Source organism: Burkholderia sp. 4NA327C6, from assembly GCF_005502655.1.
Taxonomy (GTDB): domain Bacteria; phylum Pseudomonadota; class Gammaproteobacteria; order Burkholderiales; family Burkholderiaceae; genus Burkholderia; species Burkholderia contaminans.
This window is the reverse complement of sequence record NZ_SCNZ01000030.1, coordinates 43,118-68,593: the sequence shown is the minus strand read 5'-3', so window position 1 is coordinate 68,593 and position 25,476 is coordinate 43,118. Positions and strand designations below refer to the sequence as shown.

General features: G+C 65.2%; 22 protein-coding genes and 1 pseudogene. 15 read left to right on the top strand and 8 right to left on the bottom strand.

The annotated features are described in order from the left end of the window. Nucleotides 1–129: 129 nt before the first annotated feature. Both FFS49_RS26760 and FFS49_RS26755 read right to left on the bottom strand, forming a co-directional pair. Nucleotides 130–2,478 (bottom strand): sensor histidine kinase, encoded by a 2,349-nt coding sequence (locus tag FFS49_RS26760; RefSeq protein ID WP_105817698.1) that lies wholly within the window; start codon nt 2,476–2,478, stop codon nt 130–132. Next, complete coding sequence (locus FFS49_RS26755; protein ID WP_105817697.1) at nt 2,471–3,307, bottom strand: response regulator; 837 nt, start codon at nt 3,305–3,307, stop codon at nt 2,471–2,473. The genes FFS49_RS26760 and FFS49_RS26755 overlap by 8 nt, the downstream gene beginning before the upstream one ends. 1,447 nt (nt 3,308–4,754) lie before the next feature. On the opposite strand from FFS49_RS26755, the gene FFS49_RS42985 reads away from it, so the two are divergent. Both FFS49_RS42985 and FFS49_RS26745 read left to right on the top strand, forming a co-directional pair. After that, the gene (locus FFS49_RS42985) at nt 4,755–8,885 is read left to right on the top strand and encodes a YadA-like family protein (protein WP_137909928.1); all 4,131 of its coding nucleotides are present in this window, start codon (nt 4,755–4,757) and stop codon (nt 8,883–8,885) included. 125 nt (nt 8,886–9,010) lie between these two features. Further along, the gene (locus tag FFS49_RS26745) at nt 9,011–9,673 is read left to right on the top strand and encodes an OmpA family protein (RefSeq protein WP_105817695.1); all 663 of its coding nucleotides are present in this window, start codon (nt 9,011–9,013) and stop codon (nt 9,671–9,673) included. Between the two features lie 178 nt (nt 9,674–9,851). Here FFS49_RS26745 and FFS49_RS26740 read toward each other — a convergent pair whose 3' ends face one another. After that, nucleotides 9,852–10,811, bottom strand: coding sequence for an aromatic alcohol reductase (locus FFS49_RS26740; protein WP_105817694.1), 960 nt, complete (start codon nt 10,809–10,811; stop codon nt 9,852–9,854). A gap of 93 nt (nt 10,812–10,904) precedes the next feature. On the opposite strand from FFS49_RS26740, the gene FFS49_RS26735 reads away from it, so the two are divergent. Next, entirely contained in the window at nt 10,905–11,318 is a 414-nt protein-coding gene (locus tag FFS49_RS26735) for a helix-turn-helix domain-containing protein (protein ID WP_105817693.1), read from the top strand. A 105-nt stretch (nt 11,319–11,423) separates the two neighbouring features. Here FFS49_RS26735 and FFS49_RS26730 read toward each other — a convergent pair whose 3' ends face one another. Beyond that, nucleotides 11,424–11,822, bottom strand: a complete 399-nt coding sequence (locus FFS49_RS26730; RefSeq protein WP_039355689.1) for a nuclear transport factor 2 family protein — start codon at nt 11,820–11,822, stop codon at nt 11,424–11,426. 81 nt (nt 11,823–11,903) lie between these two features. On the opposite strand from FFS49_RS26730, the gene FFS49_RS26725 reads away from it, so the two are divergent. Beyond that, nucleotides 11,904–12,845 carry a LysR substrate-binding domain-containing protein gene (locus tag FFS49_RS26725; protein WP_105817692.1) on the top strand — a complete coding sequence of 314 codons (942 nt, stop codon included), beginning with the start codon at nt 11,904–11,906 and terminating at the stop codon, nt 12,843–12,845. A gap of 235 nt (nt 12,846–13,080) precedes the next feature. Further along, complete coding sequence (locus FFS49_RS26720; protein ID WP_039355686.1) at nt 13,081–13,416, top strand: hypothetical protein; 336 nt, start codon at nt 13,081–13,083, stop codon at nt 13,414–13,416. Between the two features lie 81 nt (nt 13,417–13,497). Here FFS49_RS26720 and FFS49_RS26715 read toward each other — a convergent pair whose 3' ends face one another. After that, on the bottom strand, nt 13,498–13,686 hold the full coding sequence (locus FFS49_RS26715) for a hypothetical protein (protein WP_039355684.1): 189 nt from the start codon (nt 13,684–13,686) through the stop codon (nt 13,498–13,500). A gap of 124 nt (nt 13,687–13,810) precedes the next feature. Here FFS49_RS26715 and FFS49_RS26710 point away from each other — a divergent pair, with 124 nt between their 5' ends. The 9 genes from FFS49_RS26710 to FFS49_RS26670 all read left to right on the top strand — a co-directional run bounded on the left by FFS49_RS26710 (nt 13,811) and on the right by FFS49_RS26670 (nt 20,658). Next, nucleotides 13,811–14,026 carry a DUF3820 family protein gene (locus tag FFS49_RS26710; protein ID WP_105817691.1) on the top strand — a complete coding sequence of 72 codons (216 nt, stop codon included), beginning with the start codon at nt 13,811–13,813 and terminating at the stop codon, nt 14,024–14,026. A gap of 210 nt (nt 14,027–14,236) precedes the next feature. Further along, complete coding sequence (locus FFS49_RS26705; protein WP_039355682.1) at nt 14,237–14,746, top strand: hypothetical protein; 510 nt, start codon at nt 14,237–14,239, stop codon at nt 14,744–14,746. A 216-nt stretch (nt 14,747–14,962) separates the two neighbouring features. Beyond that, nucleotides 14,963–15,478 (top strand): hypothetical protein, encoded by a 516-nt coding sequence (locus FFS49_RS26700; RefSeq protein ID WP_039355680.1) that lies wholly within the window; start codon nt 14,963–14,965, stop codon nt 15,476–15,478. Between the two features lie 104 nt (nt 15,479–15,582). Beyond that, nucleotides 15,583–16,731 (top strand): cytochrome c oxidase subunit II, encoded by a 1,149-nt coding sequence (locus tag FFS49_RS26695; protein ID WP_137909927.1) that lies wholly within the window; start codon nt 15,583–15,585, stop codon nt 16,729–16,731. 31 nt (nt 16,732–16,762) lie between these two features. Beyond that, a complete protein-coding gene (gene ctaD / locus FFS49_RS26690) occupies nt 16,763–18,523 on the top strand; it encodes a cytochrome c oxidase subunit I (RefSeq protein WP_105817689.1) in 1,761 nt (586 codons plus the stop codon). After that, the gene (locus FFS49_RS26685) at nt 18,520–19,131 is read left to right on the top strand and encodes a cytochrome c oxidase subunit 3 (protein WP_105817688.1); all 612 of its coding nucleotides are present in this window, start codon (nt 18,520–18,522) and stop codon (nt 19,129–19,131) included. Before ctaD ends, FFS49_RS26685 begins: the two co-directional genes overlap by 4 nt. Further along, nucleotides 19,128–19,847, top strand: a complete 720-nt coding sequence (locus FFS49_RS26680) for a heme-copper oxidase subunit III family protein (protein ID WP_105817687.1) — start codon at nt 19,128–19,130, stop codon at nt 19,845–19,847. The genes FFS49_RS26685 and FFS49_RS26680 overlap by 4 nt, the downstream gene beginning before the upstream one ends. A gap of 7 nt (nt 19,848–19,854) precedes the next feature. Next, nucleotides 19,855–20,196 carry a cytochrome C oxidase subunit IV family protein gene (locus FFS49_RS26675; RefSeq protein ID WP_105817686.1) on the top strand — a complete coding sequence of 114 codons (342 nt, stop codon included), beginning with the start codon at nt 19,855–19,857 and terminating at the stop codon, nt 20,194–20,196. Nucleotides 20,197–20,337: 141 nt separating this feature from the next. Beyond that, nucleotides 20,338–20,658, top strand: a complete 321-nt coding sequence (locus FFS49_RS26670; protein ID WP_105817685.1) for a high-potential iron-sulfur protein — start codon at nt 20,338–20,340, stop codon at nt 20,656–20,658. Nucleotides 20,659–20,756: 98 nt separating this feature from the next. Here FFS49_RS26670 and FFS49_RS26665 read toward each other — a convergent pair whose 3' ends face one another. After that, the gene (locus FFS49_RS26665) at nt 20,757–21,935 is read right to left on the bottom strand and encodes a chromate transporter (RefSeq protein WP_105817684.1); all 1,179 of its coding nucleotides are present in this window, start codon (nt 21,933–21,935) and stop codon (nt 20,757–20,759) included. Next, nucleotides 21,932–22,909 carry a chromate resistance protein ChrB domain-containing protein gene (locus tag FFS49_RS26660; RefSeq protein WP_171026841.1) on the bottom strand — a complete coding sequence of 326 codons (978 nt, stop codon included), beginning with the start codon at nt 22,907–22,909 and terminating at the stop codon, nt 21,932–21,934. Before FFS49_RS26660 ends, FFS49_RS26665 begins: the two co-directional genes overlap by 4 nt. A gap of 206 nt (nt 22,910–23,115) precedes the next feature. Between FFS49_RS26660 and FFS49_RS26655 the strand changes: the two are divergent. After that, nucleotides 23,116–23,395, top strand: a pseudogene (locus tag FFS49_RS26655) (OmpA family protein); the annotation flags it as partial. Between the two features lie 256 nt (nt 23,396–23,651). Here the strand turns inward: FFS49_RS26655 and FFS49_RS26650 are convergent. Continuing rightward, nucleotides 23,652–24,812 (bottom strand): porin, encoded by a 1,161-nt coding sequence (locus tag FFS49_RS26650; RefSeq protein ID WP_105817682.1) that lies wholly within the window; start codon nt 24,810–24,812, stop codon nt 23,652–23,654. Between the last annotated feature and the right edge of the window lie 664 nt (nt 24,813–25,476).

The window sequence follows — 25,476 nt, the reverse complement described above, 5'->3', positions numbered from 1 at the left end:
CGGTCCGCGGGGGCGGCAGCGGCACGAAGCATCCTGACGCGACGGCGGGCGGTGCCGATGCGCGGGCTGCCGCATCCGGCGGCCCGCCGGTGCCCGATCGGCGCGCGTGCGACGCGGTGGCCTTTGCTGTCAGGCCGATCCGGCTGCGTCGGCTTCGGCGTCGAACGTCGTCGCGGCGCGGCGCGCATGTTTCAGCGAGCCGGCCAGTTTCCCGATCGCGTCCAGATCGAGCGCATCGAGGTGTTCGCGCACGTCCCGCACGAAGGCCGCGTAATCCGGCTCGTCCGCATACGGGCCGAGCCATTCCTCGATATCGGTCAGCTGCCCGTTGTCGGCCAGCAGGATCAACCGGTCGAGCGCATCGTCGGGCGGGCACGGCGTCGTGGGCGCGGGGGCGTCCGGCTCGGCCTCGCCGTCCGGATGGAACCGCCGGACGAGCTCCGACACCGGCACGAGCGCCTGCCCGACGGCCGGCGCGACGATCGCGAACGAGAATGCCGTGCCGACGCCCGGCTGGCTGGCGACGGCCAGCTCGCCCCCCATCGCGCCGACGATGCGCTGCGCGATGAACAGGCCGAGCCCGGTGCCGCCGTTCACGGCCTGCACCTGCTGGTACGCGCGGAAGATGTCGCGGTTTCCGCTGATGTCGATCCCGATGCCCGTATCGGCTACTTCGAACAGCAGGCGCCAGGTGTCGCCTTCGCGCGCGGCATGAATCGACAGCGTGACCGTGCCGTCGCGCGTGAACTTCGATGCGTTGGACAGCAGGTTGAGCAGCACCTGCTGCAGCCGCATGCCGTCGACCGACACCGTGCGCGGCAGCGGCGTGGCCGGCCGGTAGACGAAACGGTTGTCCTGTTGCGCGCACAGCGCGACCGCATAGTGGCCGATGTCGTCGAGCAGGCCGGGCAGGTCGGTGGCGTCCGGCGTCACGCCGAGCGGCTGCAGCTCGGCCTTCGTGAACGCGAGCAGTTCGTCGATCAGCGTGAGCTGGTAGCGGATGCTGCGGTCGATCGACCGGATCAGCCGCGCCTGCCCGCGCGTCGCGCCTTGCAACAGCAGCTTCGCGTAGCCGTTGATCGTGGACAGCGGCGCGCGCAGGTCGTGGCTGACGTAGCCGAGCGTCTCGATCTTCTGCTGCATGTGGGTCGTCACCTGTTGCAGCGCGTCGTTGAGCGCGAGCGTGCGTCGTGCGACTTCGTCGCGCAGGCGATCCTGTTCGGTGAGTTGCCAGTGCTCGAGCCGCTTCCTGGCCTCGGTGCGCTGGCGGCCGACGTGATGGATCCACGCGGCCAGCACCAGCAGGTGCGTGGCGAGCCCGACGATCGGGATGACGGGGTTCGGGAAGATGTCGGATTTCAGCCAGGCGAGCGCCGCCGGCAGCGCGTTCATGCCGTCGAGCACGCGGATCAGCATGTTGAAGGTGGCGATCGCGATGGCGATCAGCATCACGCGGCCGGTCGGCGTCCGGCGGATCGCGAGCAGCAGCGCGAGGCTGATGTTGACGATCGCGGTCAACGCGTTCAGCCGCAGGCAGAACCACGTGAACGTCAGCAGGTCGCCGCAGGCGGCGCCGATCATGCCGACACCTTCGAGCGCAATGAATGCCATGTAGATCGCGCGCATCGGCAGCTTCGCCTGCTCGCGCCGGGCGACCATGAGGATGAAGAGGAAGAAGCAGGAAACCGCCAGGTACGCGAAGATCACTTCGCCGCGCGCCGACCATTCACGCAGCGCAGGCGGCAACGCCATCGCCAGATAGCCGCGGTAAGCCGCTTCGAACAGCGTCGTGCCCAGTGCGACCGCGGCCAGCACGTGAAACACGCTGCTGCGCGAAAAGAACCCGATCAGCAGCGCGCACCACATCAGCGCGAGCAGCCCACCGAAGAAGCCGAAGTCCCACATCGTCGCGCGTCGTTCCAGCGCATCCCACGCCGCACGCGTGAACGCAGCCGGCGCGAGCCGCATTTCCTTGCGCGACGTGACGCGGATGAGCATGGGGACGCTTTCGCCGGCGCTCAGCGTGACGTCGAGTGCCGGGTAGCGCGACGATGGCGCGGCAGCATCACCGCCGGGGCCGGCGGCCGGGAAGCGGCTGTCGAGTGCCCACCGGCCGTTGCGGGCTATATAGAAGTCCGCCCGGTCGACGCGGGCGTCGCGAATCACCAGCACCAGCGGCCGCGCGGCGTTGTCGCGGTTGGTCAGCGTCGCGCGGATCCACCACGCCGATCGCGAGAACTCGACGTTGAACGACGACGTGCCGGCCACCGGCGTGCCATGCGCCGGATCGGCGAGCCGCGCGGCCACCTGATCGGCGGACATCGTCGTGCTCGCGTCCTCGAATACCGACACGGCGTCCAGTTGCGCGGGGTTCGGCGCCGACGCGGCGCGCGCCGTCGCGCACATGACGGCCATCGCGAGCAGAAACAGCAGCACCGCGCGACATCCGGATGCCCATGCCGCGTGGCGCCTAATCATCGTGATGGTGCGCCCCGGGCGTGGCGGGCGGGGCATTGACCGCATGGCGCTGGCGCCGCCAGTCGGACGGCGTGATGCCGAAGCGTTCGCGGAAGGCGGTGGCGAAGTTGCCGGGCGTGGAAAAGCCGATTTCCTCGGCGATGTCGCCGATCCCCATCGACGTCTCCGCGAGGAAGTGCATCGCGGCGCGCAGGCGCGTGTCGCGCAGATATTCGAACACGGTCTGGCCGAGATGATCGCGGAATACGCGGGACAGGCGCTTCTCGTGCGTACCGACCTGTCTGGCGAGCGCCTCGAGCGCCGGCGGATGGCGCAGGTCGCGCAGCAGGACCTCGGACGCCGCGCGCACGAGGGCCGCATCCGGGTTGTCGGGCAGCTCGGGCAGATGCGCGAACGGCTGGCTGCGCCGCGCGCGTTTCAGGTGATTGCGGATCCGGGCCAGCACTTCGGTCGGCTCGAACGGCTTGATGATGTAGTCGATCGCGCCGGTTTCGAGCCCCGCGATGCGATCCTCGAGATCGCCCGCGGCCGTCAGGATGATGACCGGGATCGATTGCGTCGAAGGCGTCGACGCCAGCAGCCGGCACGCGGCGAAGCCGTCCATGCGCGGCATGCGGACATCCATCAGGATCAGGTCGGGCGCGATCGCCTGGGCACGGTGATACGCCTGCAGCCCGTCGAACGCGACACTGATCCGGCACCGTGCGGCACGCAGGATTTCCGTGAGAAGCCGCAAGTCGTTCGGGCGATCGTCGACGACAAGAATATGTGCGTCAGCAAGATCCGGCGTGGGACGAGGCGACGCCGGACTGGACGAGCGGGATGACATGGTTGCGGAAGCGTTGGAAGGGTGGCCGGTCAGATGATGTGCATCGCGGTCTGCGCGATTGTTGCGAAAAATTATATGCCGACGACAGGTCACATTGTGAGGATTCCGTGCGGCACGTGGGGGCTTGTGCGGTGCCGTGTTGCGTGTTTGCCGCCACGGCGTCCGGCCGGAAGAAACGGAAGTGGAAAAACATGCCGAACCGGAATTTAATAATCGGTCTTTATTGCCGGATTAATTTGGAATAATTTGAATTGCCAGGGATGGGGAATCAGTTCGACGTACGTTCATTAGCCGACACCTTCTATGTAAAGAGAATGAAGAAATCGTTGGTCTCCTGATTAATTTTTTCTCGATGTCCGGTCGGAATCATGTTAGTCGCGAAATCGCATTTTTTGTTGGAATGTATGAATGTAAATGCTGTCCGCTCCGGAAAAGGATTTTTCCGCTCAGGAAAAGGTTCGTTCTGGCGGATGCCAGCAAACTAGCCCCGGCGCGGCTGGAATCGGTTCTTTGAAACGGTCGGGATCGCGCGGATCACATGCCGAAATTTTATTCCGATGCATGCGATACCAATGAGACATTGACCGATGTTCCATTCCAGGATATGGGATGGCAGCGGCGAACAAATAACTGGCACGAGGGTGATGCAAATTTCATTGTTCACCGAATACGTAGCGATATAAGAGAAATCGGTGAGTTCTGGAATGCAGTTGGGGTGTGGGGCACCTATCGAGACGAAATTTTCAAGGAAATTCGATCGATTAATTCGGTGCAGGGGTCGTCAGGCAAGTCGTCGATGCTTTCCGGAATTCCGGAAAAGCGTTTGAATGCCGGACGGAAAAGGGTGAGTGGCTGCGCGTGGGCCGTCCGAGGGTTCGATCCATCGGGGGACGGTCGCGCGCGGCGCGCTCTCGAATCAGGCGGGTACGAAAACGATGAGCACAACAGGCATGACAGGCCAACGCACCGGTTCGCACGAACCGGCCGCGCATGCTTCAGTCCCGGGGATCGCACGGCGCCATCCTCCTCCTCCTGAATGAAACACGGCGGGCCGCCCCCGGGTGCGGGCCGGCTTTTCGCCTATCCGGCGTCTGAATGACGCTTTCCCATGAGATTCGAGGTCGTCGCGGGTTCGGCGCGACGGCGCGCGCGTGCGCGAATGAACTGCACGCCCAGCGCCGGCCTGTCGGGCTTGCCGCGTCGGCTTCCGTGATTCGATAAGCGGCGATCGTCGCCTCGCATCGTGTCGACCGGCACGGCCGGCGCGCGATCGCGTGATCGCGATGTCCATCGCGCGTGTCGTGCAGCATTACCCGGCTGTTTAGTTAGTGATCCAAAGTGAGTTGCGGGGCGTCGCGAGGCGGACGGGAACGTACAGAGGGTGTTCTCGCCGGTCGCCGTGTTCGCCGTTGCGTCATCCAGCACATGAGAACCGAGGGAAGACAAGATGAACAAGACGTTCAAGTCGATCTGGAACGAAGCACTGGGAGCCTGGGTTGCGGCTTCGGAGCTTGATCGGGCACGCGGAAAGCGCGTTGCGTCGTCGCGTGGCACGGCGGAGCGTGCCGCCGAAGGAGCGGCTCCGTCGCTCAGGCGGCTCACCCTGCTGATGGCGTCCGCGTATCTCGCGCTGTTCCATGCCGGTGCGCATGCGCAGTACCAGCCGGATGGTGGCTCGGCTACCGGCGGTGTCTCGTCGATCTCGATCGGCGTCGGGTCGAGCGCCGCGCAGACGAATTCCACCGCGTTGGGCAATCTGTCGACAGCGCAGGGCGTATCGGCCACTGCCCTCGGCCCGGGTGCGCATGCGATGGGCGACGCTTCGACGGCCGTCGGCATCAACGCGCAGGCAACGGGCGTCAACAGCACGTCGATGGGCGTGCAGGCGATCGGTTCGGGCGACTACTCGGTTGCCATCGGCAACCTGTCGAGTGCGACGCAAAGCGGCGCGGTGGCGATGGGCAGCGGCGCGGCCGCGACCGGAGTGTCCGCCATCGGGCTCGGCAACAATGCGCTGGCTTCCGGCCAGTACGCGGCCGCGCTCGGCCTTGGGGCGAGTGCCGCCGGCGCGCAAAGCGTCGCGCTCGGCTATGCGTCGCATGCGGACCTTACGGGCTCGGTGGCCCTCGGCAATCAATCGACTAGCTCGGGCGCAGCCGCCGTTGCCGTGGGCAGCGGCGCGCTGGCTTCCGGCAATTCGGGCGTGGCGATGGGGGTGAACAGCGGTGCGAAGGGCACGTCGTCGATTGCGATCGGCTGGGGCGGGACAGCCGGTGTACCGGGCTCGGGCACGCAGTCTCTGGGCACCAGTTCGATCGCGCTGGGTTCGGCCACGACGGCCGGCGCCGATAGCGCGATGGCCGTCGGCCTGAACGCGAACGCGTCGGGGGTCAGCTCGATCGCGATGGGTGTGCAGTCGACCGCGACGCAGCAGTTCGCGACCGCGGTCGGTAATCTTGCCCGTGCGACCGGCGTGTCGGCGAGCGCATTGGGGCCCGGTGCGACGGCGTCGGCCACAAATGCGACGGCCATCGGCATCAACAGCGTCGCGGCGGCGGGTTCCACAGTGGCGATCGGCGACAGCAACTCGGTCGCGGCAGCGGCGGGAGCGGGCTCGATTGCCGGCGGCAACAACTCGAAGGTGCTGGGCGGCAGTGGCGCCGTCGCGCTGGGCCTGGGGCAGACGGTCAGCGGCAACGGTGCGGTGGCGATCGGCGACCCGAGCACCGCGATCGGCACCGGTGCGGTCACGGCCGGGGCGAACAACACGGCGAACGGCAACGGCGCGGTCGCCATCGGCAATTCGAACATCGCGCAGGGCACCGGTTCGGTCGCGCTCGGCAACACGTCGACGGCCGCGGCGGCCGGTGCGCTGGCGTTCGGCGCGTCGGCCGTGGCAAACAATGCAGGCGACGTCGCGCTCGGCTCGGGCTCGACGACGGCCGCGCCGAACCCGACCGCCAGCGCGACGATCGGCGGCGTGACGTACACGTTCAACGGCACGAATCCGACCAGCGTCGTCAGCGTCGGCGCAGCGGGTACCGAGCGACAGATCACCAACGTCGCGGCCGGGCGCATCAGTTCGGCGAGCACGGATGCGATCAACGGGTCGCAGCTCGATGCGACGAATCAGGCGGTGAATTCGCTGTCGACTTCCACGGCGTCGAGTGTCAGTTCTTTGTCGACGGGGGTGTCGTCGCTGTCGACCGGGTTGTCGTCGGCCAACAGCTCGATCACGTCGCTTTCCACGTCGGCTTCGACAGGGATCAGCTCGTTGTCGACGGGATTGAGCTCGACCAATAGCACGGTGACGTCGTTGTCGACTTCGACGTCGACGGGCATCAGCTCGCTGTCCACCGGCCTGAGTTCGACGAACAGCACGGTGACGTCGTTGTCGACTTCGACGTCGACGGGCATCAGCTCGCTGTCCACCGGCCTGAGTTCGACGAACAGCACGGTGACGTCGCTATCGACTTCGACGTCGACGGGCATCAGCTCGCTGTCCACCGGTTTGAGTTCGACGAACAGTTCGATCACGTCGCTGTCGACGTCCACCTCGACGGTGGTCGGCTCGCTGTCCACCGGCCTGAGCACGACGAACAGCACCGTCACGTCGCTGTCGACCGCGACCTCGACGAGCATCGGTTCGCTGTCGACCGGGCTCAGTTCGACGACGAGCTCGATCGCGTCGCTGTCGACGTCGACCTCGACGACCGTCGGTTCGCTGTCCACCGGGCTGTCGAGCACCAACAGCAACCTGACTTCGCTGTCCACCGCGACGTCGACGGGCATCAGCTCGCTGTCCACCGGCCTCAGCTCGATCGCCAACAACAACACCAACCTCGGCAACAGCACGGCGGGCGCGATCGGCGGCGGGGCCACCTACGATCCGACGACCGGCACGATTTCGGCCCCGTCGTACGTGACGTACAACAGCGACGGCTCGACGACGATCAACAACAACGTCGGCTCGGCGATCGACAACATCAACGCGCACGGCATCAAGTATTTCCACGCGAACTCGACCGCGCCGGACAGCCAGGCCGTCGGGCTCGACAGCGTCGCGATCGGCCCGAATGCGATCTCGAAGGTGGACGGCAGCATCGCGCTCGGTGCGGGGTCGGTCTCCGACCGCGCGACGACGCCGGCGTCGGGCATCCTCCGCAACGGCACCGCATCGATCCCGTTCAACACGACGGACCAGACGCTGCTCGGCGCGGTTTCGGTCGGCGACGCAACCGGCAAGACGTATCGCCAGATCACCAACGTCGCGGACGGCACCGGGCAGCAGGATGCGGTGACCGTGCGGCAGCTGGCCGGCGCGTTGCAATCGTTCGCGGTCACGGGCCAGAAGTATTTCCACGCGAATTCGACGGCGGCCGATTCGCTCGCCGTCGGCGCGGAATCGGTCGCGGTGGGACCGACGTCGGTCGTCAACGGCGACAATGGCGTGGGCATCGGCAACGGCGCGATCGTCGACCAGACCGCCCCTGGCGGCGTTGCGATCGGGCAGGCGGCGAGTTCCGCGCAGGCCGACGCGATCGCGCTCGGCAGCGGCGCGACGGCACTGGGCGCGCAGTCGGTCGCGCAAGGCGCCAATGCGAAGGCGGTCAGCGTGGGCAGCGTCGCGCTGGGTTCCGGCGCGCTCGGCAACGCAACCGATGCGCTCGCGCTGGGCGCCGGGGCGTCCGCGACGTTCGCGAACAGCGTGGCATTGGGCGCCGGTTCGCTCACGACGGTCGGCGCGCTGACGAACTACGTTGCGTACGGCCTGAGCAGTCCGCAATCGTCGGCCGGCGAAGTGAACATCGGCAACCGGCAGATCACGGGCCTCGCGGCCGGCAAGAACGGCACGGACGCGGTGAACGTGTCGCAGCTCGACTCGGTCGCGAACCAGCTGACGACGCTGATCGACCAGCGCACGACCAACCTCGGCGGCCAGTACACGACGAACCCGAGCGGCACGAACGTGCCGCCGGGCTCGACCGGCGCGAATTCGTCGGCGGGTGGTTCGGGGGCGGTGGCATCGGGCTCGAACAGCACGGCGGTCGGCAACAACTCGCTCGCATCGGGCAACGGTTCCACTGCCTTCGGCGTGGGCTCGACGGCGTCGGGCAACAATTCGACCGCGATCGGCACGGGCAGCAACGACGGCGGGCGCTCGAACGTCGTCGCGGTCGGTTCGGCGGATTCGGCGCGCCAGGTGGTCAACGTCGCGGCCGGTACGCAGGGCACGGATGCGGTGAACGTGAACCAGCTGAACGCGGTGTCGAACCAGTTCACGCAGTCGCTGAACACGGTCAACAACCAGCTCACGCAGATGCAGCAGCAGATCCAGCAGACCGATTCGATGGCACGCGAGGGGATCGCGGCCACCGCCGCGATGGCGTCGATCCCGCACATGGACCGCGACTCGAACTTCGCGATGGGGGTCGGCACGGCGACGTTCCAGGGGCAGAAGGCCATGGCGGTCGGCGTGCAGGCGCGTGTCACGGAAAACCTGAAGGCGACGCTGAACGGCGGCTTCGCCGGCAGCCAGCGCGTCGTCGGCGCGGGCATGCTGTATCAGTGGAAGTAATCGCGCGCTGCGGTTCGTTCCGGCACGCATTGCCGGAGCGGACCGCGCTGAACGCAAACGCACGCGGATGCGGCTGCGCCATTGCGCCGCCCGCGCTGCGCCCCTGGCATTTTCGGAGTAATCAAGTGAAAAACATTCATCTTGCACTGCTGGCGTCCGTCGTTTCCCTCGCGGCCTGTTCGAGCGCATCGGGGCCGACGTACAACGCATACGAACTTCAGCCGCGCGACGGCATCCGGACGTTCCGCGTCGACTGCCACGGCATCCTGTCGAGCGCCAATACCTGCATGAAGGTCGCGACGCGTATGTGCGGCAACGAGGCCGTGCGCAGGGTCGATTCCACGACGCCGTACCGCGACGGCGCCGATCCGCACTCGATCGTGTTCCAGTGCGGTGCGGCACCCGCGCCGGTCGCCGCGGCGGCTGCGCCCGCGCCCGCCGCGGTCGAGAAGGTGAGCCTGACCGGCGATGCGTACTTCGCGACCGACTCCGCGGTGCTGACGTCCGCCGCCACCGCCGCGCTCGACACGTTGCTGAACCAGCAGGGGGACAGGCATTTTTCGCGTGTGGAAGTGGACGGTTATACCGACGCGACCGGCTCGGATGCACACAACCAGGCACTGTCGAAGCGTCGCGCCGATGCCGTCGCCGGGTATCTGCGCGAGCACGGGCTGAAGGCGGATTCGTTCGCGGCGACGGGGCACGGAGAGACCAACCCGGCCGCATCGAACGAGACCGCCGAAGGGCGGGCGCGCAATCGCCGGGTGGAAATCTCGTTGCAGAAGTAGGACGTCGCCACCGGCTTGCCGCAGGCGTGGCCGTCGAGAATGGACGGCTCGCTTGCGTCAGCGGTGCCGTCCGGGGGCGCAGGCGGTCGAGTCAGGCGATGCGCAGCGACCATCGGCCGGGGTCGGGTTTTGCGCTCGGAGGGACGAGCCTCGATCCTGTTTGCCTCGATGGCCGGACTTACGATGCCTCGCCGTGGCCCGAAACAAGGTTTGCATTGATCCACGATGCCACGTCGGTGACCGGAATGGCGTGGCGTTGGTTGAACGTCCCACGCTTGTCCCATGCGACGCCTCGCCCCTGAGCAAAAGCCGCACGATACTTGCGCATCATGTTGTTCGGGTCGCGCGCCAGCTCATCCAGCAAATACTGCTCGCTCCACACCGAACGGCTGAACGGTCGGCCGAGGCCCGCTTGCAGCTTGTCGGCAACCTCCGCGTAAGTCACGGTATCGCCGGCCAGATACACGATCTCGTTCCGGATACGAGGCTGCGCGAACACGATCGCGGCAGTCAGCGCACCGATATCGTCGGGCGTCGTCAGCGTCACGGCGGTGTCGAGGCTGCCCAGCGCGTGGACGGCATCGTTCTGCAGGTCGACGACACCGAATTCCGGCTCGAACAGGTAGCTCATGAACATGCCGGTCGAGATGATGACCCACTCGGTCTTGTGCTGACTGCGCAGCAACTCGCGCACGTCCAGCTGCGCGTCGAAGATGTCCTGCGGACTGCCGCGGCCGATCACGTCGAAATCGACCCCGAACTGCCACGGGAAGTACCGCGGGATGCGCGCCTGCAACGCAGCCCGCGCCAGCTTCATCGGCGTGTCGATTCCGGCTGTAATGCCCGCGCAACCGATCACCGTGTCATATCGCGCGAACAGGGCGGCGAGCTCATCGATCGAGTGCTTCACGAAATCGCCTACGACGATCTCGATCCCGAGATCCCGAATCTCCGCGATATCGTGCCGCTTGGCCGGTGCGCTGGACTCGACGGCGCTCGCGCGCAGCAGCACGCTGATCTTCGCGCCTGCAATGTCCTTCGCTCGACGCGCCAGATGGCGTAGCACCGGGAGGCCGAGTTCGCCTGCACCGAGCACGAGAATGTTTTGAGACGTTGCGTTAGGATCTGTCTGGTTCATCGTTCAGCCTGTTGAGGAATGCGTTGCACGCAGTCTAGCGGCGCATGGACGTGGATGAAAGAAGGTACACGCGTGATACTGGGAGCCAGATAGTTGGATCGAGACGAACTTCTCCAATATTCGCAGGCCGTGTGCGACGGCCTGCGAGACGACGATGACGGGCTGCGGCGGGAGGTGCTCGCACACGCCGGAAGCCGTTGGTCGCTCGGTGTCGTCCACACGCTCGGCGTGTACGGCAGGCTGCGCCACGCCGAAATCGGCAGGCGCATGCACGGGGTGACTCAGCGGATGTTGACGCGCACGTTACGACAACTCGAACGTGACGGCCTGGTGCTCCGTCACGATTTCGAAGAAGTGCCCCCTAGAGTCGAATACGAGTTATCCGACACGGGCATGGACCTGCTCGTCCGCATGGTCCCGCTGTGGACCTGGATCGTCGAGAATGCGGATCGCTTCCGGCAAGCGAGGCGGAGTTTCGACAGCCAGCACCCCGATGCGAACGCATAGCTTGCCGGTTGTCGATTCGCATTCCCTACGTTTCTGACGGGAAGAAGGATTGGAGCCTCCGGGTGAGCGGCTTGTCGCGGCCGCGCAGGAAGTGCCGCGCGTCGATCACGCGTATTTGTCGCCCACCGTACTGCGAATCGGATGGGTGTCGTAGACGATGATCATCCGCTCGATGCGCCCGTCGTCGTCGAATTCGAAAACATCGACGCACTCGAAACGCACCGCGGATCCATCTTTCAGCCCCCAGTCATAGACGAAGTAACCCGTCGCCCGTCGAGCCCCCGTCGTGCTGACGCAGATGTCGATGGGCGTTATCTTGCTTGCCCCGGACGCGGCATTGACCTTCGCAAAGAAGGGCGCGGCGTTCATCCAGCCGAGAAACGGCGAGAAGACCTGGGCGTCCGGCGTGAACAACGCACAGATCGCCGCGACATCGCCGCGCTCCAGCTCCGCGAGATAGTTGCGAACCTGCCGGGTGTATAGTGCTTCCGACGATGAGACCATCTTTTTTCTCCGATCATTCGTTGACAACGCCGCGCATTCGGACGGGCGCGCATCCGGTACAGGCAAGATAGCGATGCCCCGATGACCGAACAATCGAAAAATCCGCAACCCGGGTATGCAACCCATGCATACCCATTGGGCGACCTGACACGGCCGCTGCCGCCGCTGACAGCGTTCCAGTCGTTCGTCGCCGCGGCGCAACTCGGGAGCATCAGCAGGGCCGCCGACCACCTGTGTCGAACGCAGGGTGCGGTGAGCCGTCAGGTCCAGCAACTGGAATCGCACTACCGGTGTGCACTTTTCGTGCGCCATGCGTCAGGGTTGACGCTGACGGCGGAAGGAAGCGAACTGTTGACCGTGGCCGTCAGCGTTCTCACGCAACTCGTTCAGCACGCAGACATTCACGCCAAGGCAGCGCCTGTCGTCACGCTGCGGTTGCCATCCACGTTTGCGCTTCGCTGGTTGCTTCCACGGCTGACGGACATCAATCACGCGTTGCCCGGAACAGAATTTCGCATCTCCACCTCGGCGGACGACACGCCGGATTTCACGACACCCGACGTCGACGCCATCGTTGTGCGTGGAACCGGGCAGTGGCCGGGTATGGACGCGGTGCCGTTGTTTGCGGAGCGACTCACGCCGATGTGTACCAGCGAAATGGCCGCATCGCTCGGCTCGCCAGCCGACCTTGCTCATGTCACATTGCTCCATCCCGGACACGGCCACGAGGAATGGCGATGCTGGCTGGAAAGCGTGGGAGCACGGCAGATCGACGCGAGCCGTGGGCTCGTTTTCGATACCCTCGAACTGACGCTCTCCGCTGCGGCGGAAGGGCATGGAGTGGCAATCGGCGATCCCCGGATGGCGACGGACCGCCTGCAGGCGGGGACACTGACGACGCCTTTTGCCGACGTGGCGCAAAACGGCTTGTCGTACTTCGTCGTCTACCCATCCCAACGAGCCGCACAGTCCAAGATTCGTGCCCTCGCTGACGTCCTGTTTCGGCTGGCGCAGGAAGACTGATCGTTATCGGGGAAAACACGCCAGTCCAGCGGCTTCGCAGTGGGCAGGTGACGCGAGCGCGAACACCGCCCATGCCGGCGTTCAAATCATCGATGCTCACGGTGTGCATCGCCTCCGAAGAACCGGCTCGCCTGTCGAGCCCGCCCGCCTGATCTGCCGCAAGCGCGCAGCAATTATGGCGCCCGCGTTCCCAAGGGCGAGTACACTGAAAATGCCCTAGAAACAGGAGAATGCGATGATCGACGCTGGCCCCAAAAGCACCTTCCGAGGGCTGCCGCTGACCGTGGAGCAGGACGCGGAAGTGAGGCACTACATCAAGGATCGGACTCGGCGTGGGCTGCCATGGGACACGTCGGAACTGAGCGCGATGCTCAAGGACATGCTGCATCCCCCGGGCGACGGCGATGGCGATCGCGATGGCGACGATGATTTCGCCTCTCCGGCAGACGAGACGAGAGCGGCCGCCGAGCGCGCGACGGCCTCCGTCGACGAAGCGATGGACCCGATCGAGGCGAATGAGGAGTGGCACGCGGCCATGGAGTCGGAGGGCATGAAAGGGCCCAGACGATAAAAGCGGCGCAACGACGCTCCGATTCCTTGCGGCGCCGCATCCGGGGGAACGCGCGCAGGGCGCCCGTCGCCGGGCGCCCTGTCAGTGCCTGATCACGCAGACGGCCACGATTTCGTATCCGGGGTCGGCATGCACGTGCGCCGCCTTCTCAGCTTCTTCATACGAACCAAACGACGTGGCATCCTCAACGGCCGGTGCCATGCCGATATCGCCATCCTCGGCGGTGCAGAGGAACTGCTCGCCGGTCTTCACGACGTAGACGGACATCATGATTCCCTCCATCGTGTGCAGGGGGGAATTCCAGTCTAGCAGGCGAGAAAAGGGGCGCAGGTGGTTCGCTGAACCCTTCTCGCGAGGTCTGCGACGGGACCGAAAAGCCGTGCACAATACCCGCATGCAAAATCCAGACCTCGAACAACTCGTCACCGTCGTCATGCCCTTCGGGAAATACAAGGGCCGGTTGCTTGCCGACCTGCCCGGGCCTTACCTCAACTGGCTGGCGCGCGAAGGGTTTCCGCGCGGCGAAATCGGGCGGCAGCTCGCGCTGATGCACGAGATCGACCACAACGGTCTGCGGGACTTGCTGGCGCCGTTGCGAAATCGCGGATAGTGCGGATAGCGCCATTCGGGGGCGAACGTCCCGTTCCCCCGCATCGATCGACCGCGATCCCCACCGAGCTTCAACCACCCCTGCCACGCGTGCCGAATGCTCGCATGCGACCCCGTCCGTGGCCCGCATGCACCTGGCACGTTGCCGATGCTGACATAGAATATAAAGCAGTCCCTTGGACGCGTTGATGGCAAGAAAAGGGGTGCCAACATGAGACGCCTTTATTTCCTCGTACCCGATACCCAGATGGCGAAGGCCATCGTCGACGATCTATTGCGCGCACGCATCACCTGGCGCCATATTCACGTTCTCGCCGACCACAGCGTCACACTCGATCAGTTACCCGAAGCATCGTTGCTGCAAAGCAGCGACGTCGTGCATGCGCTCGAGCGCGGTGTCGCGCTCGGCGGGGCGGCCGGCGCGCTGATCGGCCTCGTCGCGCTCGTCTTTCCTCCGGCGGAGCTCGTGATCGCGGGCGGCGCCGTCGTCGGCTTGACGTTGGCCGGCGCGGGTTTCGGGGCGTGGACCGCCGCGATGATCGGCATCGCCGAGCCGAACGCGCGACTCCAGCGATTTCGCGAGGCTATCCAGGCAGGCCAGATCCTGATCATGGCCGACGTGCCGGCATTGCGAGAACAGGAAATCGAAGAGATGGTCGCCCAGCATTTTCCGAAGGCGGACCTGGAGGGCGCCGAGCCTACGTCACCGATCTTCCCCTGACACACGACAGCAAATCGGCTGGCCCGACAACCGCGTCGATCGACGCGTTTCGTCGAGCGCACGGCCGCGGCCGCGAGCCGCGCGGGGAGCGGGGCGTGCGCACGTTGCGCAGGCAATCCTGTCGGCCATGCCGAATCGCGCAAGCGACGCAGGCCGGACGCGCGGGATGCCTTGGGAATCGAAGTGCCAACGTCGAACCGTCGGCAAGGAGGCCGTATGGAACTGCACATTCAATCGCACCATTGGGAGCGTCGGTCGCCCGACTGGGTCGCCGCTGCCGTGGCTGGCCTCGCGGGCGGCGCGCTGGTGATCGCGCTGGAGTTCGTCTGGTCGACCCTGGTGCTCGGCTCGAGCCCGTGGCAACCGACCCACAAGATCGCGGCGATGGTGATGGGCCGCAGCGCGCTCGGCCAGATGACGCAATTCAACCTTGAAATCGTGGCGATGGCGCTGCTGCTGCACTACGTGCTCGGCGCGATCATGGGGATGATGCTTGCCGCGATCATGGCGCCTTTCCGCTTCGATTCGAGCGTGGGCATGGAAGCCGCCATCGGGCTGGCGTTCGGGATCGTCGCGTACGGGTGGAACTTCTACGTGATGACGGCCGTGTTTCCGTGGTTCGTCTCCGAGCGCGGTTCCGGGCCGTTGCTGGCCAACCTGTTGTTCGGCGTGGTTGCGGCCATCACCTACGGCAGGCTGGAGCGATTGCGCAAGCAGAACATGGACGACTGACCCGTCGCGTTTCCCGCCGCGCCGACCGTGAACACGCGTCGCCCGCGGGAGACGCGGAACCTGGTGTCGGCGGCTCCGGCGTGTGACATGCAGCGAGGCGGCCTATGGCCCTTGCGATTGCCCTGGTCCTGATCATCCTGTTGGCGGTGGGGTTTCACTTTGCCAGTCCGTGGTGGATCACGCCGATCGCGTCGAACTGGGTGCGCATGGACGACATGCTGACGATCACGCTCGTCATCACCGGCGCATTCTTCATCGCCATCAACCTGTTCATCGTGGTCGCCCTCGTGCGCTATCGCCACCGCAGCGGGCATCGTGCGGCCTACGAACCGCACAACCGGAAACTGGAATGGTGGCTGATCGGCCTGACCATCGTCGGCGTGGCGGCATTGCTGGCGCCGGGGCTGTTCGTCTACGCGGACTACATCCGGCCGCCGCGCAACGTGCTGCAGATGGAAGTGCTCGGCCAGCAATGGCAATGGCGCTTCCGCTTCGCCGGGCCCGGCGGCAAGCTGGGCACGACCGACGTGCGCTACATCGGCAACGACAACCCGTTCGGCCTGAACCCTGCCGACCCCAACGGCCGTGACAACTACCTGATCGAAAGTCCCGAGGTGCACCTGCCGCTCAACCGGCCGGTCCAGGTCCTGACACGGTCGCGCGACGTGCTGCACGACTTCTACGTTCCGCCGTTCCGCGCGCGGATGAACATGGTGCCGGGCATGGTCACCACTTTCTGGTTCACGCCGACCAAGGCAGGGCGCTACGACATCCTGTGCGCGCAGCTCTGCGGAATCGGGCATTCCGGCATGCGCGGCGTGGTGGTGGTGGAAGACGAAGCCGCGTTCTCGCGCTGGCTCGCGCAGCAGACCACGTTCGCGCAGCAGCAGATGGCCCACGTGCAGGCCGCACCGGCCGCGGCAGGCGGCAGCGCGCAGGCGCTGGCCAACCTGGGCAAGACGCTCGCGGCGGCCAAGGGCTGCGTCGCCTGTCATACCGTGGACGGCAGCCCGCTCGTAGGCCCGACCTGGAAGGGCCTGTACGGCAAGACGGAAACGATGGCCGACGGCAGCACCGCGAAGGTCGACGAGGCCTATCTGCGCGCGTTCATTCGCAATCCGACGGCCCGCGTCGTGAAGGGCTTCTCGCCGATCATGCCGCACTTCGACCTGAGCGAGCAGGAACTGACCGCACTGGTGGCCTACATCAAGGCGCAAGGCGGGACGTCCGCCGGCACCGCGGCCCAGCCCTAGCCGCACGGACGAAGCAGACGGAGCAGACGCCATGACCTACGCGCACACCGACCACGTCCCGCACAGCTTCTGGACCCGCTACGTGTGGAGCCAGGACCACAAGGTCATCGCCGTGCAGTACGCGCTGACGGCCATCGCGATCGGCCTGGTCGGCCTCGTATTGTCGGACCTGATGCGGCTGCAGCTCGGCTTTCCGGGCAAGTTTGCGTTCATCGACGCGAACCACTACTACCAGTTCGTCACGATGCACGGGATGATCATGGTGATCTACCTGCTGACGGCGCTGTTCCTCGGCGGCTTCGGCAACTACCTGATCCCGCTGATGCTCGGCGCGCGCGACATGGTGTTTCCGTTTCTCAACATGCTGAGCTACTGGGTCTACCTGCTGGCCGTGCTGGTGCTGGTGGCGAGCTTCTTCGTGCCGGGCGGGCCGACCGGCGCGGGCTGGACGCTGTATCCGCCGCAGGCGATCCTGCCGGGCACGCCGGGCGTGGAATGGGGCATCGTGCTGATGCTCGTGTCGCTGGCGATCTTCATCGTCGCGGCCACGATGGGCGGCCTGAACTACGTGACCACCACGCTGCAGGCGCGCACGCGCGGCATGACGCTGATGCGCATGCCGCTCACGGTGTGGGGCATCTTCATCGCGACCATCATGGCGCTGCTGGCGTTTCCGGCGCTGTTCGTGTCGGCGGTGATGATGCTGTTCGACCGGACGCTCGGCACCAGTTTCTTCATCCCGGCCGTGGTGTCGATGGGGCAGACGCTCAAGCACGCCGGCGGCAGCCCGTTGCTGTTCCAGCACCTGTTCTGGTTCTTCGGGCATCCAGAGGTCTACATCGTCGCGCTGCCGGCCTTCGGCATCGCGTCGGATCTCATCAGCACGCATGCGCGCAAGAGCATCTTCGGTTACCGGATGATGGTGTGGGCCATCGTCATCATCGGCGCGCTGAGTTTCGTGGTCTGGGCGCACCACATGTTCATCGCCGGCATGAATCCGTACTTCGGCTTCTTCTTCGCCACCACGACGCTCATCATCGCCGTCCCGACCGCCCTCAAGGTCTACAACTGGGTGCTGACGCTGTGGCGCGGCGACATCCACCTGACCGTGCCGATGCTGTTCGCGATCGGCTTCGTCAGCACCTTCGTGCTGGGCGGGCTGACCGGGCTCTACCTCGGCAACGTGAGCGTGGACATCCCGCTGTCGAACACGTATTTCGTGGTCGCGCACTTCCATATGGTGATGGCCGTGTCGCCGATCCTCGTGGTGTTCGGCGGCCTGTATCACTGGTACCCGAAGGTGACGGGCCGCATGCTCGACGACACGCTCGGTCGCGCGCACTTCTGGATCACCTTCGTCGGCACCTATGCGATCTATTTCCCGATGCACTATCTCGGCATCCTGGGCATGCCGCGGCGGTATTACGCGTATCAGGGCTACAGCTTCATTCCGCATTCGGCGCAGACGCTCAACACGTTCATCACGATCGTCGCGCTGATCGTCGCGGCGGCGCAGTTGCTGTTCCTGTTCAACCTCGCATGGAGCCTCGGGCACGGCCGGCGTGCGGACGGCAACCCGTGGCGGGCCACCACGCTCGAATGGCAGACGCCGCAGACGCCGCCCGTGCACGGCAACTGGGGGCCGACGCTTCCCGTCGTCTACCGCTGGGCATACGAATACAGTCCACCGCGGCAAGAAGAAGACTTCGTGCCGCAGAATCAGCCGCCGGCGACGGCGCCTGAAGCCAAAGCGGCTCATCCGACGCTGCACCCGGGCGAGGCACACGAATGACTACGCTGCCGCGCCCCTTCGTTCCCGATGCGCCACCCGGCTTGCCGAATACGGGTCGCACCGGCCTGGTCGTGTTCATGGCGGTTGCGACGACGTTGTTTTCGCTGCTGCTGCTCGCCTATGCGATGCGCATGCGCGAACCCGACTGGCAACCGATCCCGCATCCGGCGCTGTTGTGGTGGAACACCGGCGCGCTGGCGCTGGCCGGCATTGCGCTACAGCGAGCCCGGCGGATAGGCCCGTACCGCGCGGTGTGGCTGGTATCCGGCGGCATACTGGCGGCCGTGTTCGTGATCGGGCAACTGATTGCGTGGCACGTGCTGTCGGCAGCCGGGCAGACCGTCACCGTCAATCCGTCCGACAGTTTCCTCTACCTGCTGACCGGCCTGCACGGATTGCATGTGCTGGGCGGGCTGGCGGCGTGGGGCGTGACGATCGAGCAGCTCCGGCGCGCGGATCCGTTCCGGGCCCAACGGGCCATCGCGCTGTGCGCGCTCTACTGGCATTTCCTGCTCGCGGTCTGGCTCGTGCTGCTGGCGGCGATGTGGTGGTTGACCCCGGGGATCGTCGCCGCCATCTGCGGGCCGTTGTATGGAGCCGCGCCATGACCGCGCCTACCGTCCACACCGAATCCGCAGCCGAATCGCCCGCGGGCCCGCACGCCGATGCGCGGCCCGACGGCTGGCGCGGCATCGTCACCGACTGGTCGTCCGACCGCGAAGCCTTCAGGGTGCCGTGGGGCAAGGCGATGATGTGGATCTTCCTGCTGTCGGACACCTTCGTCTTCAGCAGCTTCCTGATCGGCTACATGACGGTGCGCATGTCGACCACCGCGCCGTGGCCCGATACCGCGAAAGTGTTCGGGCTCAGCGTGGGCGGCGTGGAAGTGCCGTTGCTGCTGATTGCGATCATGACGTTCACGCTGATCAGCAGCAGCGGCACGATGGCGATGGCCGTCAACTTCGGCTACCGGCGCAACGCACGGCCCGCCGCCGCGCTGTTGCTGACCACCGCGCTGCTGGGCGCGACCTTCGTGTCGCTGCAGGCGTTCGAATGGAGCAACCTGATCTTCCGTGAAGGCATCCGCCCGTGGGGCAACCCGCTGGGCGCCGCGCAGTTCGGCGCGTGCTTCTTCACGATCACCGGGTTCCACGGCTTTCACGTGACCTGCGGCGTGATCTACCTGCTGCTGATCGCGCGCAAGATCCTGCAGCCGGGGTTTACCGAACACGGCAACTTCCAGATCGTCGAGATCGCCGGGCTGTACTGGCACTTCGTCGACCTGGTGTGGGTGTTCATCTTCGCGCTGTTCTATTTGTGGTGAGGCAGCCATGGAGCACATCGATCCCGCCGATCGACCCGACGCCGCGCACGGCCAGCAGCATCCGATCGGCCTCTACCTGAAGATCTGGGGCCTGCTGTTCGTGCTGAGCACGTTGTCGTACCTGGTCGACTACTTCAACGTGCAGGGCCTGATCCGCTGGGCGCTGATCGTCGTGCTGATGATCGCGAAGGCCGGGCTGATCGTGTCGATCTTCATGCACATGATGTGGGAGCGGCTGGCGCTCGTGTACGCGATCCTGATCCCGCCGCTGAGCCTGCTGGTGCTCATGGTGCTGATGGCGGCCGAAGCGCATCACACGTTCGGGATGCGGGAGTTGTTCTTTCGCTGATTCCGGCGTCGATCATGCGTCGGTGTGATGGGCGCGATACGTGCGCGATTGGCCGGTGCCGTTTCGGAGCGGGTGGCGTCCCGTCATCGGGGAGCGGCGCTTCCCGGACATCCGTTCATGCAAAGCTGAAGTGAGGACTCCATGAAATATTCACGTCGACGTTTTATTGAAGTCACCACCGTGCTTGCTTCCGCGCTCGCGGTTGGACGCCGCGCGACGGCCGCCGATACCGCGGCCGGTGTCGTGCAGGAAACCGATGCCAATGCCCTGGCGCTCGGCTACAAGGCGGATGCCGGCCGGGTGGACCATGCGAAGTACCCGAAATTCCACGCGGGCGACGCCTGTGCGAATTGCCAGTTCTTCCAGGGCAAGGCCGGCGCCGCGACGGGTCCGTGCGCGGTTTTCGGCGGCAAGCAGGTCAATGCGAAAGGCTGGTGCAACAGTTATACGAAAAAGGCGTAGCGAAGGGGGAGTGGTCTCTCGGTCGGGGTTCGCCAGCGGGCATCCGCCGCAGCGTTTCGGCAATCGGACCCATCACGTTCGCCTGCCGGCGACGCAAGTCAATGATGGAGCAGCGGGAACGCCACGAGCCCGATCACGGCGGCTGCCGTCACGATCACCGGTTCCTGGAGCTTCTTGAAACGCCACAGCAGCAGCACGGTGGCGACGGCGAGCAGGGCGGTCGGGACGTCGACGATCGATCGCTTCGCGATCACGAGGACGGAGCCCGTGATCGCGCCGACGGCTGCGGCGGTGATGCCGTTCACGAACGCCTTGACGCCCGGTCGGTGCCCGTATTTTTTCACGTAAGGCGCGGGGATGACCGTGAACAGGTAGCAAGGCAGGAACGTGCCGAGCGAAGCGACGAGTGCGCCCGGGAATCCCGCGACCAGATACCCGATGAAACCGACGGTGATCACGACCGGGCCGGGCGTGATCATCGCGACCGCGACGGCATCCACGAACTGTTTGTCGTTCAGCCAGTGATGTTCGGTGACGACGCCGCCATAGAGGAACGGCACGATCGCAAGCCCGGAGCCGAACACGAACGCCCCTGCCTTCATGAAGAACGCACCGATCTGAACGAGCTGCGGTAAATCGATGCCGCTCAGCCATCCGCTGGCTGCGGGAAGATTGGCGGCGGCAACGGCATTCAGGCCGCCCTTGTGCAGCCACTTGGGTGGCGCGCGCCACAGCCAGCCGATCAGGCCGGCCGCGACGAACAGCCACGCGATTTCCGATTCCGTGATGAAGGTCACCGCGGCCAGGGTCAGGAAGATCGCCCAAAGGAGCTTGTCGTTGCCGACGGTCTTGGTCGTGAGCTTGTAGGCGCTCATCGCGATGATGCCGACCACCGCGGCGCCGACGCCGTAGAAGACGGCCTGCATCCACGGCAGCCCGCCGAAATGCGCGTACGCGAACCCGAGCGCGACCACCATCAGGAACGACGGCACCACGAACGCGAAACCGACCAGTGTCGCGCCGAGGAGGCGGTAGTGGACGAAGCCGAGATAGATCGCCAACTGGGCCGCCATCGGCCCCGGGGCGAGCTGGGCCAGCGTGAGGCCTTCCTTGTAGTCGGCCTCGGTGATCCAGCCGCGACGCTCCACCAGGTCGCGACGCATATAGCCCGCGAGCGCGACCGGCCCGCCGAAACCCAAGGTGCCGAGACGCAGCATGTAGGCGACCAGCTCGCCCAGCGAGTAGGTCGGTTCTGTGGTGGCGACGGTAGTGGTCATGATCTGGCCGCAGTTTGGTTTTTGCCGTTCGATGAGAAGTGCGCGTACAGGGCATCGAGTACGGCGCCCATCTGCTCGAGCAACTGATCGTCGTTTTCCGTGCGCTGGCGCGTGCCGGCCATCACGGCCTCGAAGCCCACCGCTTCAGGCGCGGCGGGGCCGCCTACGTCGAGCGCGTGCACGATCTCGCCGAGCCGCATCAGCGCAGGGTCGTTGTCGAGCCCGAAGCTGGCCAGCAATACCTCGAAGGTCACGCGCTCGCCGACGTGCGTGAACGTCGCACCGTCGAAATCGAAGCCGAGCGCGTCGGCCGGGCAATCCGTCGGCGACGCAATCCAGATGAAGCTGGCTTGCGCGTCGATGAAGCGGCGGATCAGCCACGCACTGGCCACGCGATCGACCCACATCCGCTGCCGCGTCGCCCACGTGCGACCCTGGTACTCGCCAATCGCCAGCGGGCGAATGGCGCGGTCGGCGGCGTGCGGCTCGCCCGGCGACAGCACGGTGTCGACCAGCGCGACGAAATCCTGCAGCGCGACTTCGGCACGGGTGGCCGAATCGCCCGGGAAATAGTCGATCGCCCGGATGGCGTCGAAATCCTTGCGCAGGCGACGCAGCAGGCGGGTGAGTTCCGTGGGGGACTGCCCGGCAAGTGTCTTGCGCGCGTCGACGAGCGTGCGCGTGAAGGTTGTGTAGTCGTCGTCGCGGTCGAACAGCGCGCGGAATTCCTGTTCCTGCGACGCGTCGAGACTGGGCGCGCGCAGCAGGTAGGCCGTGCCCCCGCTGTCGGCGATGGCGTCCGCGAGTTCGCGCAGCGTCGCTTCATGCTCTGCGGTGTACGGCAGCAGGTAGATGCCGTCGCGCAGCACCGCGCAGCCCTTCGATTTGAGCGCGCGCCAGAACCGCATGCGGGCCGTCGCGTTTTCTGTTGGAAGGGTCAGTACAAGGAGTGACCAGATCGATGAAGTACTCATGTAGACAATGCTACTAATAAGTTGCGATATCTACAAGTGAACTTTTTCGAGCGCTACAGGGCAGGGCGGCTGCACCGGTCGTCAGCCGGCGACGGGGTGATTCGAATGGTTTGCAGTGCGCGCCCAATAACCGCAGCGAACCAGCCTGCAACGGGGCGCCTGTTCGGCCGGCTCTATTGCGCGAGCGAGACGTGGGGAAGGGGGAAGCCGCCCACGCTGTGCTCGACACGTTGCTGAACCTGCAGGCCGACAGGCATTTTTCGCGTGTGGAAGTGGACGGTTATACCGACGCGACCGGCTCGGATGCGCACAATCAGGCGCTGTCGAAGCGCCGGGCGGATGCCGTCGCCAGCTATCTGCGCGAGCACGGGCTGAGGGCCGATGCGTTTGCCACGAGCGGCCACGGGGAAGCAAACCCGGCCGCATCGAACGTTACCGCCGAAGGGCGCGCGCAATCGTCGCGTGGAGATCTCGCTGCGGAAGTAAGCAGTCGCGGCCGAGCGTCACGCGCGTGACCGTTCGAACATGGCCGGGCGCGTGCGGTAACGCTGCGGGCCGCGTTGCTTCTGCCGGACGAGCGCGTGCGCTCGCATGCACGGACACGAGGCAACCCATGGCGGGCGCCGATGTCGTTCGGGCATCGGCGCTCGCTGCATGCTGGTGCTGACCACCTGGCCGCAGCGAGCGATCGCCACGAGCGTCCGACGCGGTCGCCCGCCTGGCGGGCGAGTCGAACCCGCTATCAGAACCGGTGACGCAGGCCCAGATTGACGAGCGTCTGGGACTTCGTGCCGTTGTAGCCGTACGAACCGATCGAGGCCTGTGCCGGCATCGCACCGCCCGCTCCGTCAGCGGTCGTTCCGCTCGCGTGCTGGTAGGCGGCCGTCATGTATACGTCGGTGCGCTTCGACAGGTTGTAGTCCGCGCCGACGGAAGCCTGATGGTAGTTCGCCGCGGTGTTGCCGCCCGACTTCGTGAAGCTGTAGCCGACCCCGACCAGTAACGCCGCCGATGCCTGATAGTTCACGAAGCCTTGCGCGGTGTTGTAGTGTTCGTCCTTCGTGAATACCGACGCGCCGTCGCGTCGATATTGCGCGTTGCTGTAGCCGGCGCCGACAGTGAATGGACCGACCACGTACTGGCCTGCCACGCGAGCGATGCCGATCGAGTGTGCCGTCTGGTAACCCGTATTGATTGCGCCATCGAACGTGCCGTCCGACGTGCTCGACCACGTCGAGCGATCGCCCGCGACGGGATTCGCATTCGCTGCGTAGAAGTAGCCGCCGGCGAGACTCAGCGGACCATTGCTGTACGCCACGCCTGCCGAATACGACTGCTTCGAGCCGGTGCTGCCCGCGACACCGCCAAGCGAATACATCGCCTCGAACTGGAGTCCGGCAATGACGGGCGACGTGTATTTGACCGCATTGTCGACGCGAAAGCTGTTGTCGTAGTTGTCGACATCGCCGGCGGTGGCGAACGCGCTGCCGAAGTAGTTGTCCGCGGTAATCGGCTGCACGAGATCGATCAGCGGATCGTATTGGCGGCCGAGTGTCAGCGATCCATATCGATTGCTGGCGAGGCCGACAAAGGCCTGGCGACCGAATATCCGGCCACCCTGGCCGAGTCCACCAGTGCTCGGATTGAAGCCGTTTTCCAACTGGAAAATCGCTGCCAGGCCGCCACCGAGATCTTCGGTGCCTTTGAGCCCCCAGCGGCTTCCGGACAAGTTGCCCGCGCTGCTGTTGCCGAGCGCCCAGAGGTTCTTGCCGCCATCGGCGTGATTGACGTACGTAAGCGACGTATCGATCGTGCCGTACAGTGTCACGCTCGATTGTGCGTGAGCGGCGCCGGCCATTGCGACCGGCGCGACTGCCAGGATCGCGATAAATGCGGGTTTCATGTTCTCTCCTTCTCGTTAGCGTGCTTGTGTTGAAATGAATCAGCGCAGCCTACATCGAGATATTTTTCTGCAGAACTTGAAATCGCGAAGTGTCTCGAAAAAGAAACGGCCATCGATTTTTTTGGTCTCTCATGGATTCGGCCGATTGGTGATGTTCGTGAATGTAATGGAATCGCTAAGGCCGGACGTGAATCGTTCATTTGGTGGATAAATAAAAAGGCAATCGATCAGAATAGGAATGATCCGTCAATGAACCGGTTGAATCGGACTGTTGAAAGTCCAGCGCATGGCGTCGTACCTCATCAATGATTTGTTAAGATCGGTCCGGGGCGAAGTTCCCTGGCGTAGCGGTGAGAGTGAGATTTCCGATTCGCAGATCTGCTTCATGTTGAAGTCGTAACCGTGATGTGTCGAAAGAACACGCGCAGGACATGCGTGATATTCGGTTGTTAGAAATACGTGGCATGTTGCGGTGACGGACTGTAGCCCCATTTAGACGTTGGCGCATGATGAATGTATCTTTTCATGTCGATCAGGCATGTATGGTATGCGTAACGAGCATGAAAGGATTTGATTGTCGACATCTAGCGTGAAAAGACGATGAGTCGATATACAGAGGTAATGTTCCATCGACAAAGGAAGAGCCGGAACACAGCCGGTCCAG